At 52.6% G+C, this 16675-nt stretch carries 12 protein-coding genes; 9 read left to right on the top strand and 3 right to left on the bottom strand.

The features are described from left to right. Window positions 1–116: 116 nt before the first annotated feature. Window positions 117–848 (bottom strand): Bax inhibitor-1/YccA family protein, encoded by a 732-nt coding sequence (locus tag DPQ22_RS00345; RefSeq protein ID WP_150212598.1) that lies wholly within the window; start codon window positions 846–848, stop codon window positions 117–119. 440 nt (window positions 849–1288) lie between these two features. On the opposite strand from DPQ22_RS00345, the gene DPQ22_RS00340 reads away from it, so the two are divergent. Both DPQ22_RS00340 and fdxA read left to right on the top strand, forming a co-directional pair. Further along, on the top strand, window positions 1289–2878 hold the full coding sequence (locus tag DPQ22_RS00340; protein ID WP_150212597.1) for a hypothetical protein: 1590 nt from the start codon (window positions 1289–1291) through the stop codon (window positions 2876–2878). A gap of 623 nt (window positions 2879–3501) precedes the next feature. Continuing rightward, window positions 3502–3840 carry a ferredoxin FdxA gene (gene fdxA / locus DPQ22_RS00330; RefSeq protein ID WP_150212612.1) on the top strand — a complete coding sequence of 113 codons (339 nt, stop codon included), beginning with the start codon at window positions 3502–3504 and terminating at the stop codon, window positions 3838–3840. Window positions 3841–4172: 332 nt separating this feature from the next. Here the strand turns inward: fdxA and DPQ22_RS00325 are convergent, their stop codons facing one another. Then, window positions 4173–5219: a tetratricopeptide repeat protein gene (locus tag DPQ22_RS00325; protein ID WP_150212596.1), complete on the bottom strand. Its 1047-nt coding sequence runs from the start codon at window positions 5217–5219 to the stop codon at window positions 4173–4175. A gap of 71 nt (window positions 5220–5290) precedes the next feature. Further along, window positions 5291–5962 (bottom strand): thiamine phosphate synthase, encoded by a 672-nt coding sequence (locus DPQ22_RS00320; RefSeq protein WP_150212595.1) that lies wholly within the window; start codon window positions 5960–5962, stop codon window positions 5291–5293. A gap of 290 nt (window positions 5963–6252) precedes the next feature. Here DPQ22_RS00320 and DPQ22_RS00315 point away from each other — a divergent pair, with 290 nt between their 5' ends. From DPQ22_RS00315 to DPQ22_RS00285, 7 genes are all read left to right on the top strand, one after another. Beyond that, window positions 6253–7500, top strand: coding sequence for an OpgC family protein (locus tag DPQ22_RS00315; RefSeq protein WP_425305130.1), 1248 nt, complete (start codon window positions 6253–6255; stop codon window positions 7498–7500). 305 nt (window positions 7501–7805) lie between these two features. Continuing rightward, window positions 7806–8390: a DUF1465 family protein gene (locus tag DPQ22_RS00310; RefSeq protein ID WP_150212594.1), complete on the top strand. Its 585-nt coding sequence runs from the start codon at window positions 7806–7808 to the stop codon at window positions 8388–8390. A gap of 523 nt (window positions 8391–8913) precedes the next feature. Further along, complete coding sequence (locus tag DPQ22_RS00305; RefSeq protein ID WP_150212593.1) at window positions 8914–10446, top strand: YifB family Mg chelatase-like AAA ATPase; 1533 nt, start codon at window positions 8914–8916, stop codon at window positions 10444–10446. A 398-nt stretch (window positions 10447–10844) separates the two neighbouring features. Beyond that, entirely contained in the window at window positions 10845–11561 is a 717-nt protein-coding gene (locus DPQ22_RS00300; protein ID WP_246681408.1) for a gluconate 2-dehydrogenase subunit 3 family protein, read from the top strand. A 20-nt stretch (window positions 11562–11581) separates the two neighbouring features. Further along, on the top strand, window positions 11582–13351 hold the full coding sequence (locus DPQ22_RS00295) for a GMC family oxidoreductase (RefSeq protein WP_150212591.1): 1770 nt from the start codon (window positions 11582–11584) through the stop codon (window positions 13349–13351). A 14-nt stretch (window positions 13352–13365) separates the two neighbouring features. Then, window positions 13366–14676: a cytochrome c gene (locus DPQ22_RS00290; protein ID WP_150212590.1), complete on the top strand. Its 1311-nt coding sequence runs from the start codon at window positions 13366–13368 to the stop codon at window positions 14674–14676. 225 nt (window positions 14677–14901) lie between these two features. Next, on the top strand, window positions 14902–15738 hold the full coding sequence (locus DPQ22_RS00285; protein ID WP_320411406.1) for a lysophospholipid acyltransferase family protein: 837 nt from the start codon (window positions 14902–14904) through the stop codon (window positions 15736–15738). Window positions 15739–16675 lie beyond the last annotated feature (937 nt).

Raw genomic sequence — 16675 nt, 5'->3', positions numbered from 1 at the left:
CGGGCAATGATGAGCGTTGCCGGCTCTATCGCAGGCAGCAAAAAGCCCCGCTCACACCAGGCAAGCAGGGCTTTTCTGAATAATCAAAGGCGTTGCGGCCAAGGGCCGCCGGATCCTCAGGAAGAAGTGCGATTGCCGAGCAACTGCAATAACATCATGAACATATTGATAAAATCAAGATAAATCGTCAGCGCGCCCATCACCACTTTGCGCCCCATAGTGTCACCGCTGTCGCCTTCATAATACATTTCCTTGATAGTTTGCGTGTCATAGGCTGTCAGCCCGGCAAAGAGAAATACACCAATCACGGAAATGAGATAATTAAAGCCACCGGAATGAAAAAACAAATTAACCAGGCTGGCCAGAATCAGGCCGATAAGGCCGATAAACAAAAAAGTGCCCAGCGGCCGCAAATCACGTTTTGTCGTATAGCCGTAAAGCGACAGGGCACCGAAAGAAGCAGCCGTGATAAAAAACACCTGGGCAATGCTGGCTTTGCTGAACATAAAGAAAATGGAAGAAAGCGACAGGCCGACCAAAGCCGAATAGACAATGAATAAAAGCCTTGCCGCGCCGGTGCTGAGCTTTTGAATGCCGAAGCTTAAAAACAGCACGGCAATGAGCGGGGCAAAAATCAGAATATAGGCCACAGGCGAGGCATAAAATGTCTGCATTAATTGTGCATTGCCGGCAGCAAGCTGCGCCATGCCCATAGCGGCCAAAGCGGTGATAACCAGCCCGATAGCCATAAGATTGTAAATGCCCAGCATATAGCTGCGCAAGCCCTGGTCGATTGCCGCATCGGCGCGGCCCTGCATTGCTGTGCGCATATTATGTGAATCAGCCATGTGATTGGTGCTCCTTGGAAAGCTTGCCGCGATAATTATCGTAAATCGCGGCTTGTCTCGGCCTGCAGATTTCCGGCGGAAACAACGCTTTGCCGGCGCTGCTGTTCCGCCCTTCCATGCCTATTATGATAGTGCCGCCGCCTTTATACAAGAGCTGTATGAAAATTTCTTGCATAATTTCCGGCCAAAGCGGGCAGGTGCCGGCAGAGTAGCCCGATTTTCCTGCTGCTGCGGCTGATTTTCCTGCCGCTATTGCCGCCGGCGGCGGCCGGGTGTGAGCCGGTAAATCTATGCGTCAATCAAAGCGCAAGACTTGCTTGCGCGGCGGCCGGAAAAAGGGTAAAACGGCAGCGAGGCTGTCGGCGCGCTGCTTTACTCCCGCCGGCGGTTTGCGTTTGTTAAGGCTTGTGCTTTTGCGCTTGCGCTGCCGGGTTTGAGAAGTGATGAGAGAAACTGAAATGCACGAGGCCGAAATATCGCCTGCCGGCGAGATTATGGTGAATAAGCAGAATATCGGGCGGATAGAGGGTTTTCGCCTGGCTTTGACCGGCGAAAATCCGGCCGGATTGCCGGCGATAAAAGCTGAGCTGGCGCCGCTTGTGACGGCCTGGTATGAGCAACAGGCTGAGCGTTTTGCTGCTGCCGCCAATGCCGATATGGCTGTTGATCAAGACGAATTTGTGCGTTGGGCCGGCTGGCTTATTGCCCGTCTGATTCCGGGGGAAGATGTGCTGCACCCGGGATTTGTGCTGCTGGCTGATGATGAAACCGGCGCACAGGCGCGGGAGAAAATGGCGCAGCGTGTGCGGCGTTTTATTGCTTTTTATTGTGAGACGACGTTAAAGCCTTTGTTTGATCTGGCCGGGGCAGAGGCTTTGACAGAAAAGCCGCGCTTTATTGCCTTGCGGCTGGTGGAGCAGCTAGGCGTGGTACCGCGCCGTGAAATTGCCGCTGAGCTCAAAGAGCTGGATCAGGAATCACGCGCGGCTTTGCGGCGTTTCGGTGTGCGTTTCGGCGTTTATCATGTTTTTCTGCCGGCTTTGTTAAAGCCCGCCCCGGCGCAGGCTTTGACTCTGTTATGGGCGTTGAAAAACAATGCTCAGGCGCGTGCCGGCAAGAGCGATATTGTGGCGCAGCTCATGGCGGGGCGCACATCTTTTGCGGTTGAAGAGGGCGGAGACCGCGCCTTTTACCGTTTGGCGGGATACTGCTTATTGGGCAAAAGAGCAGTGCGCATTGATATGCTGGAGCGCTGTGCTGATTTGATTCGCCATGCTCAGACATGGCGGCCGGGAAAGGCGGCAGCGCCGCGGCCTGACGGCGCTTATGACGGCAAATATTTCACCATTAGTCAGGCTATGCTTTCTATTTTGGGAGCAAAGCCGGAAGATATGGAAGAAATTTTGCGGCAATCAGGTTATAAAGCCCGGCCGGTGAGCAAGGTGGATTACCGGGCTTTTTTACAAAAAAACGAAACCGCCGCTGAAAAAGCGGGTGAAATCAATCGGCCGGCCGCTGAGCCGGTGGGGGACTGGCCGGCTCAGACAGCGGCGATTATCCCCCGGCAGTCAGATGAAAATGCTTTTGTGCCGGCGGCTGAACCGGTAGGATCAAAATTTGCGAGCAGTGACAAAGCGGCCGGTGAAATTATCCTTTTATGGCGTTATCAAAGGCGCCCTTACAAAAAGCCGCATAAAAAAGAGCAAAAACGACCGCTGTCTTCTGCCCCTGATAAAGCAGGTCAGGCACTGCGTGATAATCGGGGCGGTGTTGCTGCGGCGGCCGGCAAGCGCTTTGCCGGACAACAGCAAAAAGCAGCAGCAACCGGTAAAGCAGCCGCGGCCGGAAATAGCGCTGCGCCGCAGCAAGAGCAAAGGGCGGCGGAGAGGACGGGCAGCCCCGGCAGCAATCAGAGACGCAATTTTGGCAAACCGCGTAATTTTGACGGCAGGAAGCAAGGCAAACCGGTGAATATTGAAGATTCGCCTTTTGCTGCTTTGGCGGCATTGCGTGATAAAATGCGCCAATAGAGCGGGTCGCGTTAAAGCCTGAAAACCGGGGTAAAATAGCCTTTGCTGCGCGTTTTTCTTGCCTTTCCCCGGCTCCGTTTTGGTTTATCTGCAATATGGGATATTTCTTTTAACTTTCTGTATATTATAGTTAATTTTATATAAAATCTGCGCCGGATTATAATGCTGTCGCTAAATTAAGGGATTACAATCAAATTCTGTTTGTATCGGCTAAAAATAAGAGCGGACAGGCGGGGAAATAAACGGAGCCAGTGTGGCCTGCCGGGGAAAAATTATTTTACGCCAAGGCAGTTTTGTTTTAAAACGGGCACCTGATTTTTTCGGAATTGATTCCGGTGGCGGCGGTGCATTTTGCACGGCTTACGCGCGCCCCTGCGGTTTGCACGCTTGCGCGCGCCCCTGCGGTTTGCACGCTTGCGCGCGCCCCTGCGGTTTGCACGCTTGCGCGCGCCCCTGCGGTTTCTGACAGGCTATAATATCGCAGCCTTTTTCCGGCCTCATCTGTGCTGCGGCTTGACCGCGTTTCCTGATTAGTTATACTGGCGGCGATTTTGCTGCGCCCGCGTTTTCATTGTGGCGGTTTGACGGCATTTTCTGATACGCTATTATGGGAGCTAAGGCTGATGACCTATATTGTGACTGATAATTGCATTCGCTGTAAATATACGGATTGTGTAGAAGTTTGCCCGGTTGATTGCTTTTATGAAGGCGAAAATATGCTGGTTATCAACCCGGACGAATGTATTGATTGCGGCGTGTGTGAGCCGGAATGCCCGGCCGAGGCAATCAAGCCGGATACCGAGCCGGGGCTGGAAAAATGGCTGGAGCTGAATGCCGAATATGCCGCCAAATGGCCGAATATCACCGTTAAAAAAGCCGAATTGCCGGAAGCGCGGCAAATGGACGGGGTTGAGGATAAATTCGCCCAATATTTCTCCCCCAAACCCGGCAGCGGCGACTGATTTTCCTTGCTGTTTGTCTTCATAGCTATACTCGGCGCCTATGAAAGCCGCAAAGGTCTTAGGTTGCAGTTTGGCTGCGTTTCCCGGCAAAATCTTTTTCAGCGCCCGGCTTGAACTGCTATAGGGATAAGCGGTATTCTCTTTTTTCACATAATTGAGCTTTTTCATATAGCGGGCTGTCTTCCTCAGGGGCGGGGCGGCTTGTCTCTCTTCGCTTGCTTGCATGAGCAAACCGAAATAAGGGCTGACGGCGGCCGCGCCTGAGTGAAATCCGCCCATCGGATTCCTCGATAATGGCCTGGTGTCGTTTATGGCAGGGGAGAATACGGCAATCAAGGTGCCTCAAGCAAATGATTGGAGGCCTGCCTTGCCTGCTTTATTTGCTGCGGCGTCAATTTCGCCATCATATCTTCCAGATCATCAGAAGGATAATTGGCCTTTTTGGCCGCCATATACCAGGCGGCGGCTTTTACTATATCGGCTTTGGTGCCGATACCCTGTTGATAATAACGCGCCAGGGTGACTTGCGCCGGCGGCACCCCGGCTACGGCCACCATTTTCATCAGATCAAAAGCCTGTTCTTCATCTTTGGCGCCGCCGCGGCCTTCTACCAGAAACCCGGCCAGCTCAATCTGCGCGGCTACGCTGTCACTATTGGCTGCGGCCTCCAGCAATAAGCGCGCCTGGCTGTCATTGCGGGCAATTTTGGCCGTGCCTTCGGCCAGAATTTTGGCGGCAGCATAAGCGGCGCTGCTGTCACCCAAAGCCGCACCGCGCAAAAACCATTCCAGCCCAATATCCGGGCGTTCGTCAGCCGGGGCATTATCCATCATAATTTGCCCGTAATAAAAATAGGCCTGCGGCACACCGGCCTGAACCGCGCGGCGAATATAGGCCTCTCCCTGTTGCTGGTCTCTTATACCGTGCAGGCCGTTAAATATGTCAATGCCGTAGCGTAATTGCGCTGTCGGATCGCCGCCTTTGGCAGCGCGGCCATACCAGTAAACGGCTTTTTGCGGGGAAAGCGGGACATTGCGCCCTTCCATATAGAGTATAGCGATTAAAGTCTGGGCGTAAATATCGCCTGCCTGGGCACGCGGCATGGCATTTTGAAAGGCGGTTTTAAAATGGCCGGAGCTATAAGCGTCATAAGCAAAATCATAATCACCTTTTTTTAACCATTTGCCGGGATCCGCCGGCGCCGGCGGATTTTCGTCTCCGTCGGTTCCTGCATTATTGCTCGTATCGGCCGCTGTCTCGCCAGGCTGCACTGTTACCGGCAGGGTGACATTATTGATACCGAAAGCGGTATGGGCGCCAAAACCCGAAAGGCCGGCATAAAATACCAGCAAGGCTGCACCGAAAAATTTGTGTGACATATATAACCCCTGTTTGCTGCCTCTTGACAGGCCCGTTATGCCGGCTGATGAATGCCGGAAGCCCTGACCGTTTATATTTCCTGCCCCGTTTGCACCCGGCGCGCCAGCAGATTTTGCGCTTGCGCCAAGGCTGCTGGCGGGTCAGACGCGGCAAAAACAGCTTCCTCCACGGCAATAAAATCAGCCTGTGTTGCCGCCAGCCCGGCCAGACTGGCCAAAGCGCTGCCTGCCTGAATAATGCAATCAATCTGCACAATGGCTGCCCACCATGCCCCCAGCGCCACATTGCGCGGATGCGGCGCCGGATTTTTATCTTTGCCCAATTTGCCGAAAAACATATAATCCGGCCGCTCTTCTCCTGCTTCCAGCGCATTATGGCGATTATGCGGATTGCCATAACCGAGCAGGCGCTTTTCCCCATATTTCCGGCGCATATCGGCCAGAATTTCCGGGCTTTGGGCGTCTTGTTCTTCTATATGCACGCCGTCAGCCTTCAGGCGGCCGCAAAGGCTGCTATTTTCGGCTATCAAGACCGGCAGGCCGCAATTCCGGATAAGCGGCACCAGCGGCTCAGCGGCTTTTTGAAAAACGGCTTCTTCGGCTTTATCGCCGGAATCATAAAGAATAATGGCGGCGCAGGCCTCAATAGCCAGCATATCGGCCAATAAAGCCGGGGCAAGGCGGCGCCTTATATCATAAGTCAGCATAAGGCGGGGAAAGCGGTCATAATCTGTCGCGGCCATGATAATTTCCTGTTTGCTGTCCTGCCGGTTTTGCTGCCGGCTGCGGCACTATAAAGCCGGAGCAGAGAATATTTCAACAGGCAAAATAAAGTGAAAGCAAAATTGCAATTAAGACTCTCAATTTCAGGCCAAAAGCCGTATAATGCCTGATAGAGAAGCAGTTTTTCGCTTGTAAAAACAGTTACAGAGGCAAAATTCGGCGCATCGGAGGGAAAACAGTGTATTTATCTGCGGCAAAAACAGATAATAAAATACCGGCGGCTGAGCAAAAAGCGGCAGTGGGCAGCCGCCTGGCGGCGGCTGCCCTTGCGCATAATACGGCCGGTCTTCGGGATACGCGGCTTGATGTATTGCGTGCGCTGGCGCTGTTGACCATTTTTATCAATCACATTCCCGGCACAATATTTGAATATATCACCCATAAGCATTTCGGGTTTTCCGATTCTGCCGAGGCTTTTGTGCTGGTTTCCGGCCTGGCTGTGGGTTTGGCCTATGGTCACAAATTTACCTTTGGCCGGCGCCTGCCGCTAATGTTTAAAATGTGGAAGCGCTCTTTCACGCTTTATTGCACCCATATTATGCTGACTCTGGTCAGTCTTGCCGTATTTTGCGGCGGTGCGCTTTATCTGCACCGGGCCGGCTTGCTGGCTGAGATCAATATTGCCCCGATTATGGCCGAGCCGGCCAGAGCCTTTATCGGTATTGTGACTCTGGGGCACCAGTTGGGCTATAATAATATTTTGCCGCTTTATATGGTGCTGATGTTGTGTGCGCCGCTAATGCTGTATATGGCGCATAAAAATATGCCGCTTTTGCTGGTGCTTTCCGGCGCGCTTTATGTGTTTGCTGCTGTTTGGGGCATTGCACCGCCTAATTACCCCACTGAGGGCGTGTGGTTTTTAAATCCGCTTTCATGGCAGTTTTTGTTCATTATCGGCCTGTGCGCCGCTATCTGGAGCAAAAAGGGCGGGGTTTTGCCGCGCAGCCCTTATTTGCTGGCGCTTGCCATTGGCTATCTGATTTTGGCGCTGGTTTGGGTGCGGTGGAATTTGTGGTGGATTGACCCGACTTTCGGCCTGCCTTATAACCTGGCCGGGTTTGACAAAACATTTTTATCCTTGCCGCGTTTGCTGCATATTCTGGCTATTGCCTATGTGATTATGGCAATACCGGCTTTGTCCAGGCTGGCGCGCACCGGTGCGCATCACCCTCTGGCGATTTTAGGCAAATACAGCCTGCCGGTTTTTGCCTGCGGCACAGTGCTGGCCATGATCGGCCAGGTGTTAAAACAGGCAAATCCGGCGGGCGGCCTTGCTTCAGACAGTTTGCTGATAGCTGCCGGCATTACGGCACAATTTGCTTATGCCTATTATCTGGAATGGCTGTCCGGTTTCCGCAAAGGGACGCCGGCTCCGGCGGCTGATAGTGTTGCCCCAGCCGCTGTTATTGCCGCTGATAAGGCTGCTCCGGCCGCGGCTGAAGCAGCTTTTAGTGCCGGCGGAATAGAGGCTTTGCAACCGGCGGCGCTCAAGGTCTGATTGCGCTGAAATTTGTTTTCTGCCATTTGGCTGACAGGCCGGACAGTGAGCAGATCACTGTCCGGCCTTTATTGTGTCCTTACCCTGTTTTGACGAAGGGGCGTTAACTTTAACGGCAGGCTTCTTTGCATAAATGAAAAAATTCATAGGCCGGTCGGCGCCCCTGTTTTATAATGAAAATACTGATAGAAAGCACCTTCGCGACCGGGACAACCGGCCGAACAGTGGCGTTTTAGCCTTTATTGACAAATAGATTCGTTAAGATTGGCGCAAATATTGGGGTGCAACCCCGGGGAAGCAGAATAATGGCGAAAAGAGCGCCGGCGAAACATAATTTGCCCAAACAGGCGGCCAATATGGTAATTATGGCGGAGCATCAGGCCTTTGCTCGCGGCTTTGATATATTATTTGCCGGCGGTCTGGCCCTGGCAGATAAAGTCAGCCGCTATTTTAACGGCGCCGGCAGTGAGGGGGCAGAATATTTTTCCCCGGCTTTAGCGCGATTTTATGAGCGGGAAAGAAAAAAACTCGGAATAAAAGTCATGCAAATGGCCGCCTGGTTATGGCTGGAGCGGGCGCTGCGTGATGGCGAGATGAGTGCCGAACAGGCGGCGGCAGAAAAAAGGAAACTGGTATTTGTTGCTCAATTCTCCCCGATTCATGAAAATACTGCCTCTCAGCCGGCAGACTCAGCCGATTATGACACATATTTTGCCCAATTACCGCCGGCCTATCGCCTGCTGGCGCAGGAAGTAGAGTATTTTGTCAGCCGGCTGCCTTATATGGATAAGGAAACCGCGCCGGCCGTGGCCCGGCAGCAGCTCCGGGTGCCCAATCCCGTCACCCTGCAATGGCAGAAATTGCACCGCAGTTTCGGCAGAAAAAAGTGAAGAGCGATTTTTTCGTTTTTTGCATTGTTTTATTTGTAAGCAAGCGCTAAAAAAGCAGTAAAGCGCGGCATTATTGGCTGTATTGCCTTAGCGAGCAGGGTAATTTCCAGACAAAACAGTGCCGGCGAGATAGGCTGCGGCGGCGGGAGTTTCAGGGTGTATGCTTTTCATATAGGCGCAGCAGCTTTTGCGCCGGGGCGCAAGACTCGCCATCGCGCTTTTGCTGAAAAACTCTGCGCTGTCGGCTGTTAAGGGCGGCAGGCGGGCGCAGGTTTTCAACTGAAAACAGGACAAAACAAGGGCAAGCGGCAGGCTGCCCGGATAGCGGCGGCGGGAGTTTCAGAGTGTCTGCCTCTTATACAGGCACGGCATTTTGCGCCGCATGAGAGCCTTGCCGCGGGCTGTGGCCGGAAATTATGTGCGGTGGCAGGTCAAAGGCGTCATTAAAATAATTTTTCGGGTAATAATAGCGCCGGCGGAAGAATCAACAGGCAATAAAGTGTTTGGAGGAGTTTCAGGGGTCGTGGTTTCTCATATAGGCACTGTGGCTTTTAGTGGCGTGGAAGCCTTGCCTGTTGATGTGCAGGTGATGATTGCTCCGGGGAAAATGAGCATGTCGATTGTCGGCCTGCCAGATAAAACTGTCGCTGAAAGTCGTGAGCGGGTGCAGGCGGCCTTGCATGCCGCTGCTTTGTCTATGCCGGTGAAGAAAGTCACTATCAATCTGGCACCCGCCGATTTGCCCAAAGAGGGTTCGCATTATGATTTGCCGATAGCAGTCGGCCTGATGGCGGCTATGGGGGTTTTGCCGCCGCAAATCGGCGAAGATTATATTATTCTGGGTGAGCTGGCTTTAGATGGCTCAATCAGCCAGGTCAACGGTGTGCTGCCGGCAGCCATGACAGCTATTGCCATGGGTAAAGGGCTTATTTGCCCGGCCTCTTGCGGTTCGGAAGCAGCATGGGCGGGTGAAGAGCTGGATATTTTAAACCCGGAAAATTTGCTGGCGCTGGCCAATCATTTTAAAGGTGTGCAAATTTTGACACGTCCAAGGCCGCTGGCGCGGGAAGTGCAGGCTGAACCGGCAGATCTGGCAGATATTAAAGGGCAGGAAACCGCCAAAAGGGCGCTGGAAGTGGCGGCCGCCGGGCGGCATAATATATTATTTGTCGGCCCGCCCGGTGCCGGCAAATCCATGCTGGCCAGCCGCCTGCCTTCTATTTTGCCGCCTTTGGCAGCGCGGGAATTACTGGATATTGCCATTATCAATTCTATTGCCGGTGAAAATACGGACGGCATGATTTCGCTCAAGCGGCCGTTTCGCGCTCCGCATCATTCGGCCAGTTGCGCCGCGCTTATCGGCGGCGGGCTCAAAGCCCGGCCGGGCGAAATTTCGCTGGCGCATAATGGGGTGCTGTTTTTAGATGAATTGCCGGAATTTTCTCCCCGTGTGCTTGATAGTTTGCGCCAGCCGCTGGAAAGCGGCCAATGTGTTATTGCCCGCGCCAATCATCATGTGACATATCCGGCTGCGGTGCAACTGGTAGCGGCCATGAATCCGTGTCGCTGCGGCATGGCCGGGGAAGACGGGCGGGGCTGCGGTCGCCAGCCGCGCTGCCGTGCCGATTATCAGGCGCGTATTTCCGGCCCGCTGCTGGACAGGATTGATTTGCGCATTGATGTGCCGGCTCTGACGGCGGCTGAATTGCTACAGCCGGCGCAAGCGGAAAGCAGCGCCGCTGTGGCGGCGCGGGTGCTTGCCGCGCGGGCGCGGCAAAAGCAGCGCTTTATTGCTTTGGGAACCCATAATATTATTGCCAATGGCGATTGCCCGGCCGCTTTGGTAGAAAAAATGGCTGTGCCGGATAAAGGCGGTGCGGAACTGCTGCGTAATATTAGTGAAAAAAGGCATTTTTCCGCTCGCGCTTATCACCGGGTGCTAAAAGTGGCGCGCACCATTGCCGATCTGGATAAAGCGGAAATTATTAGCCGCAAGCATTTGGCCGAAGCGCTTGCTTACCGTCTGGGCAGCGAAAATCTGGCCGGCTCTGCCTGAGCGCGCCGGTCATATTGCCTATCAGGCCTGATAGTATATGATTACAGGACAGCCTGCCGCAATGTGGCGGGCCTTGCATGCCAGACCGGCCAGGCTGTGAGCGGCCTTGTTGCCCGTGCAGGAAATTTCGATCTTTATTGTTTTGCATAGTAAAGCAAAGCGCGTTTATTTCCGTTTTAGTGTTTCTTATTCACAGAAAATACTATTTATTTATAAAATGCACCCTGTGCCGCATTATATTGGCGCTAGTTACCAGATATAAATTATGGCTTTTGGTAAAGAGCATATGAGACTGTTATTGATAACAGGAATTTTTACACAATTTCCGGAAAACAGTTCTCACATTCAGTAAAATGTTTTACAAGACGGATTCTTTTCAAGAAAAAACAGGGCTTCTCGTGACCGAAAAAATCTTATCTGTGATAAAAAGCGGGGTGACCCGCCGTCATTTGCTTATTGGCGCGGGCGCTTGCGCCGCCAGTGCGCTGTCGGCGCGCCATATTGCCGCTCAGCCGGCCGGGCCGGTGCCGCTTGAACACTATCAGCGCGTTTATTTTAACGGGCAGGAATGGGCTTTTATTATGGCGGCCGTGGCGCGGCTTATCCCCTCAGACGGCCGCGGCCCCGGCGCTATTGAGGCAAGGGTGCCGGTTTTTATTGACCGGCAAATGATAACGCCATGGGCGCGCGGCGAAGATTGGTATCATCAGGCACCGTTTAATTATGATGCCCCGCATTATACCGGCTATCAGGGGCGTTATTCCCCCGCAGAGGCCTATCGCATTGCTATTCCCGCCATTGATAAATGGGCGCAGGAAAATTATGGCAATATTTTTGCCCGTTTGTCTGCCGCCAGGCAAGATGCGGTGCTGGAACAGGTGCAAAAAGACGGGGTGCCGATAGATGAGCTGCGCTCCGGCGATTTTTTCAGCTTTTTGTGGCAAAATACCAAAGAAGGCTATTTTGCCGATCCGAAATATGGCGGCAATTATGATATGGTTGCGTGGGTTTATATCGGCTTTCCCGGTGCGCGTGCCAGCTTTCTGGATTGGGTGGACAAGGATAATGTCCGCTATCGTCTGGGGCCTGTCAGCATTGACGGGCAAAGAGCATAACAGGCTATGGAGCGGTGATTGTGGCGATACAGCAAAAGAAAAAAAATGTGGTTATTGTCGGCCTTGGCTGGACAGGGTCTATTGTCGGGCTGGAGCTGGCGCGTGAAGGTTATGATGTGCTGGCGATTGAGCGCGGGCATGATCGCAATATTGTGCCGAACTGGTCTTATCCCACTACGGCCGATGAGCTTAAATATGCCCTGCGGCTGGAAGAAATGGAAAAACTGAGCAATACAACGGTTACCATTCGCCGCAGCCTGAGCGACACAGCCCTGCCTTATCGGCAATTAGGCAGTTTTTTAATCGGCACCGGGGTGGGCGGTTGCGGCGCGCATTGGAACTGCCAGACCTGGCGGGCGCACCCGGAAGAATTCCATCTGCGCAGTTATGTGGAAAAAACCTTTGGCGAGCAGATTATCCCGGAAGATATGACAATTCAGGATTGGGGAGTGAGCTATAATGAGCTTGAGCCCTATTATGATTTTTTTGAAAAAGTGGCCGGAGTAGCAGGTGAGGCCGGCAATATAAAGGGGCATAAAACCGGGGAGGGCAATCCGTTTGAAGCCTGGCGCTCAAATACCTACCCCATGCCCGGCGGCGGGGTGACTTATCACGGCAAGCTGTTTGCGCAAGCGGCAAAATCGCTTGGGTATCACCCTTTTGCTTTTCCCGCTGCAATCGCTACGCAATCTTATACCAATCCTTACGGCATGCAAATGGGGCCGTGCAATTATTGCGGTTATTGCGAGCGTTTCGGCTGCTTGAATTATTCCAAGGGTTCGCCGCAAATGTGCGTGCTGGCAGCGGCCAAAAGGCATAAAAATTTTCAGTATATCACCAGGTCGGAAGTGCTGCGGATTGAAAAATCAGCCAATGGCGAGACAGTAAGCGGCGTGACCTATATAGACCCGGAAGGGAGAGAAATTTTCCAGCCGGCCGATATGGTGGTTCTGGCCTCCTTTCAGATGAATAATGTGCGGCTTTTGCTGCATTCTGCCCTGGGGCAGCCTTATAATCCGCAAACAAATGAGGGGGTTATCGGCCGCAATTATGCGTATCAAATCAATGTCGGCAGCGCCACCGCTTTTTTTAAAGATAAAAACTTTAATCCTTTTATCGGCACGGGGGCAAATTGTATGGCGCTGGACGATTTTGCCACTAACCGTATTGATTTTGCCAAAGAAGGTTTTATCGGCGGGGTGCGCATTGATTGTAACCAGACTAACGGCCAGCCGAACCGCTCTCTGCCGCTGCCAACGGGCACGCCTGCCTGGGGCGCGGGGTGGAAGCAGGCTATTGGCGACTGGTATGGCCGCAATCTTGGCCTGGGGCTGCATGGCAGTTGCATGTCTTACCGCGATGCTTATCTTGATCTGGATCCGACTTATAAAGATAAATATGGCCGGCCGCTAATGCGTATGACTTTTAACTGGCATGAGAATGATATTAAGCTGGCGCAATTCGGCTCAGCCCGGCAGGAAGAAATTGTCAAGGCGCTTAATCCTGATTCCTATAATTTGCGGCGTATGCAGGATAATGAGCCTTATGACGCCACCGCCTACCAGACCACGCACACGGTAGGCGGTGCCATTATGGGGGAAAATCCGCAAAATTCAGCTTTAAACCGTTATTTGCAGCATTGGGATTATCATAATTTATTTGTCCCTGGCGCCAATGCCTATCCGCAAAATCTGGAACAGAATCCGACAGGCACAGTCGGCGCTTTGACGTATTGGATGGTGGCAGCGATTAAAAATAATTACCTTAAAAATCCGCGTCCGCTGGTATAAGGGAAAGAACAAATATGCGCTTTTTGCTCAAACTCATTTTCTGGCTGGTGATTTTAGGTATTATTGCCGTGCTTGCTATTATTCTTGTGCCGGCTCATCGCTCCCGGCCAATAGCGCAATTACCCGAAAATTATCAATCGGCGGAAGGGCGCGGGCAATATATGGCGATTATGGCTGATTGTGCCGCCTGCCATACCGGCAATAGTGCCCAGCCTTTTGCCGGCGGCAAGCCGATTGACAGCCCTTTCGGCAAAATTTACGCCTCCAATATTACGCCGGGCAAGCGCTATGGCATTGGCAATTACAGCCTGGAAGATTTCTCTGCTGCCTTGCGTGACGGGTTGCGCCCGGACGGCAGCCATCTTTACCCGGCTATGCCTTATGACAGTTATCGCAAACTGACTGACGAGGATATTGTCGCTCTCTATGATTATTTTATGCATAATGTGCAGCCGGTGGAGCAGCCGGTGCAAAAAACCGCTCTTGTCTTCCCCTTTAATCAGCGCTGGGGCATACGCCTGTGGAACTGGCTGGTTTTGCGTCCTGAAACCGGCTTTACCCCGCCTTATAATAATGCGAAGCTGGATCGCGGCGCTTATATTGTGGAAGGCCCGGGGCATTGCGGCGCCTGTCATACGCCGCGTGATATTATCTTCCGTCAAAAAGGATTTGACGCTTCTTCGCCGCTTTATTTGACCGGTTCGGCAGTGGGCGGCTGGTCAGCGCCCGATTTGCGCGGCGCCAATTCTGCTCTTGCCGGCTGGACAGATGATGACTTGAAATTTTATCTGACAACCGGGCGTAATCATTATAGTTCTGCCGCCGGGCCGATGAATTTTGCTATCAGGGAATCGCTGCAATATTTAAAAAGCGAGGATATTGATGCCATTGTCGCTTATTTGCAGCATATTCAAACAAAAGCCGGGCCGCAGCAGCCCGTGCGTGATGCCGGTTCCACTATTGCCATGCTGACAAAGGCTGAGCCTTCCATGCCGTTGGGCGCGCGGCTTTATCTGGATAATTGCGGTGCCTGCCATTTTGTCAATGGCCTGGGTGCGCCGGAAGTTTTCCCCCGGCTGGACGGTGCCGCTATTGTTAATGCCGAAGATGCGGCCGGGCTGATTTATGTCATATTGCAGGGTTCGCGCCTGCCTTCTACCGCTTTGCGGCCGGAAGATCTGGCCATGCCGGGTTTTGCCTGGCGCCTGAGTGATGAGGAAGTGTCCGAGCTGGTGAATTTTCTGCGGACAGCGTGGACAAATAATGCGGCGCCGGTTACGGCCGAAAAAGTAGCAAAAATTCGCGCCCAGCCTTATGTCGATTAAAGCTGGCCGGGGCGGGGCGGGGCCGGTGCCGCCGGCCGCTAATAATAATTTATCAATGCTGCCGGCTCTGGCCGGTCAGAGAAGCGCTCCATGGCTATGGGGCGTTTTCTTTATTCCGCGCCTTTTCCATTGGCGCTCAACAGGCTATAATAAAGCCCGGCTCCCCCGGCAAAAGCAGGGAAGCGGGCTAAATTAACCGCTATTCCGCCCGGCAGAGGCGGCGGATTGCGGGCAAAATATGGGGAAACACCAAATCAGGCGAGAAATATGCTGTTTATCCGTTCGCTGCTTTTTAAAATATGTCTTGTTCTGGTAACAATTATTGAAATGGCGTTGTTTACGCCGTTTTATTTCTTTCTGCCGCATAAAGCGGCGTGGATTGTGCCGCGAAGCTGGGCGCGTTCCCTTTTCTGGCTGCAAAAATATCTTGTCGGTCTCAATTACCGGGTGGAAGGCTCGGAAAATTTGCCGCAAGGGCCTTATATTGTGGCAGCCAAGCATCAATCAACATGGGAAACTTTGGTTCTGCCGCTTTATATCCCCGATCCGAGCTTTATCCTGAAGCGGGAATTGCTGTGGATTCCGTTTCTCGGCTGGTTTCTGGCTAAAATGGGTATGGTACCGATCAATCGCGGCGCGCCCTTGCAGGCTTTGAAAATATTGATTGCCAAGGGGAAGGAAAAAGCGGCGCAAAACCGCCAGATTATTATCTTCCCTGAGGGCACGCGCAAGGAGCCGGGTGCCGCGCCTGCTTATAAGCCGGGCCTTTTCCCCATTTATGCCGAGCTTGGCCTGCCGGTAGTGCCTGTTGCCCTGAATTCCGGCCTTTATTGGCCAAAAAAGCGTTTTTGTCTTTATCCGGGCACAATAAAATGCCGGATTTTACCGCCAATCCCCCCCGGTCTGCCGCGGCGTGATTTTATGCAAAAACTGGAAGCGGTGATTGAAAATAATTGTGACATTTTGCTGGCAGAAGCGGCGGCAGCGCCCCGCCCGCCTTATTTGCCGCCTGTTGCCGCCGCCAGATTGCGGGCTATAGAGGCACTGAGGGCACCGGAATAGTGGCGGCCGCTCCCGGTCGAAACGGAGCAGGGGCAGAAAAGCGGTAATGAAACAGCTTAAATATATTTCAGGATACTGCCATGTGCTGCTTTGGGGAGGTGATTGGGGCAGCGGTAAAATCCTGCGCGGCCTTGGCACGGTGCAAACCGGCTGCTCTCTGCTTTGCTGTTATCCGGCCGCGCGGGGGAGAGCCGAGCGGGTTTGCTCCCTGGCACTGCTATCAATATTTCTGTTATTTGACACACAGTTTTAGAATATGTGGGATTAGGTGTGATCAGGTGGTTTTAAGTGGGATAGGTCAGTAAAATCGGGGGATTGAAGAGGTTTGTCAAGAAGGAAACTGGTGAGTGGCGGCGGGAAGAATTTGACATATAATTTTGCCAGATGGGCGTGATTTGGTGGAAATCGGCCGCATATGCGGGAACTTTCAAAAGGGCTTTGAAAATCACTCTCGTCACCTTTGAAAAGGCTTTTAAAGCCGATTAAACCGCCTCATAGGCGGTTTTTTGTATGAAATTGGTATCAATAAACAGGAATAGGAGCATTAAAAATGCAAAAAAGATCCGGACGCAGTGTCCGGATCTGAAATAATGGAATTTTTGTAAAAAAAACAAAGAATGATAATTCTTTTGGTTGTAAAAAGATTCGGATAAATACTGGTGGGCGGATTATTCCACTCCCTTCAAACCATTTTTGAAGGCCCTTTGCGTATGCTTCAAAAGCTTAATTTTGAGAGCGGAAAGATTCCAAAACCTGTTGTCAAAAGTTCCAAAACCTGTTGTTCGGCACCAGCGGCCGCGGCAGCTATCCGGCCGCGCGGGGGAGCAGGCGGGCCTGCCTGTAAAAGCATTTTGCCTGTCGGAATTTTTGTTATGGACAATGGCGGCTGGAAAATTTCAATACAATCTGTCTGATTGAGCGGGCGCCGGGTAACGGG

The sequence above is a fragment of the Candidatus Tokpelaia sp. genome (assembly GCF_008636115.1).
Taxonomy (GTDB): Bacteria; Pseudomonadota; Alphaproteobacteria; order Rhizobiales; family Rhizobiaceae; genus QLZD01.
Note: the sequence above shows the minus strand (reverse complement) of the source record. Positions and strands in the feature narration are given on the sequence as shown.

Bases quoted from the DNA above. Each gene is read 5' to 3' on its own strand.
- DPQ22_RS00310 (WP_150212594.1), top strand. From the start codon at position 7,806: ATGGCGAAAAGAGCGCCGGCGAAACATAATTTGCCCAAACAGGCGGCC.
- DPQ22_RS00290 (WP_150212590.1), top strand. From the start codon at position 13,366: ATGCGCTTTTTGCTCAAACTCATTTTCTGGCTGGTGATTTTAGGTATT.
- DPQ22_RS00320 (WP_150212595.1), bottom strand. From the start codon at position 5,962: ATGGCCGCGACAGATTATGACCGCTTTCCCCGCCTTATGCTGACTTAT.
- DPQ22_RS00325 (WP_150212596.1), bottom strand. From the start codon at position 5,219: ATGTCACACAAATTTTTCGGTGCAGCCTTGCTGGTATTTTATGCCGGC.
- fdxA (WP_150212612.1), top strand. From the start codon at position 3,502: ATGACCTATATTGTGACTGATAATTGCATTCGCTGTAAATATACGGAT.
- DPQ22_RS00345 (WP_150212598.1), bottom strand. From the start codon at position 848: ATGGCTGATTCACATAATATGCGCACAGCAATGCAGGGCCGCGCCGAT.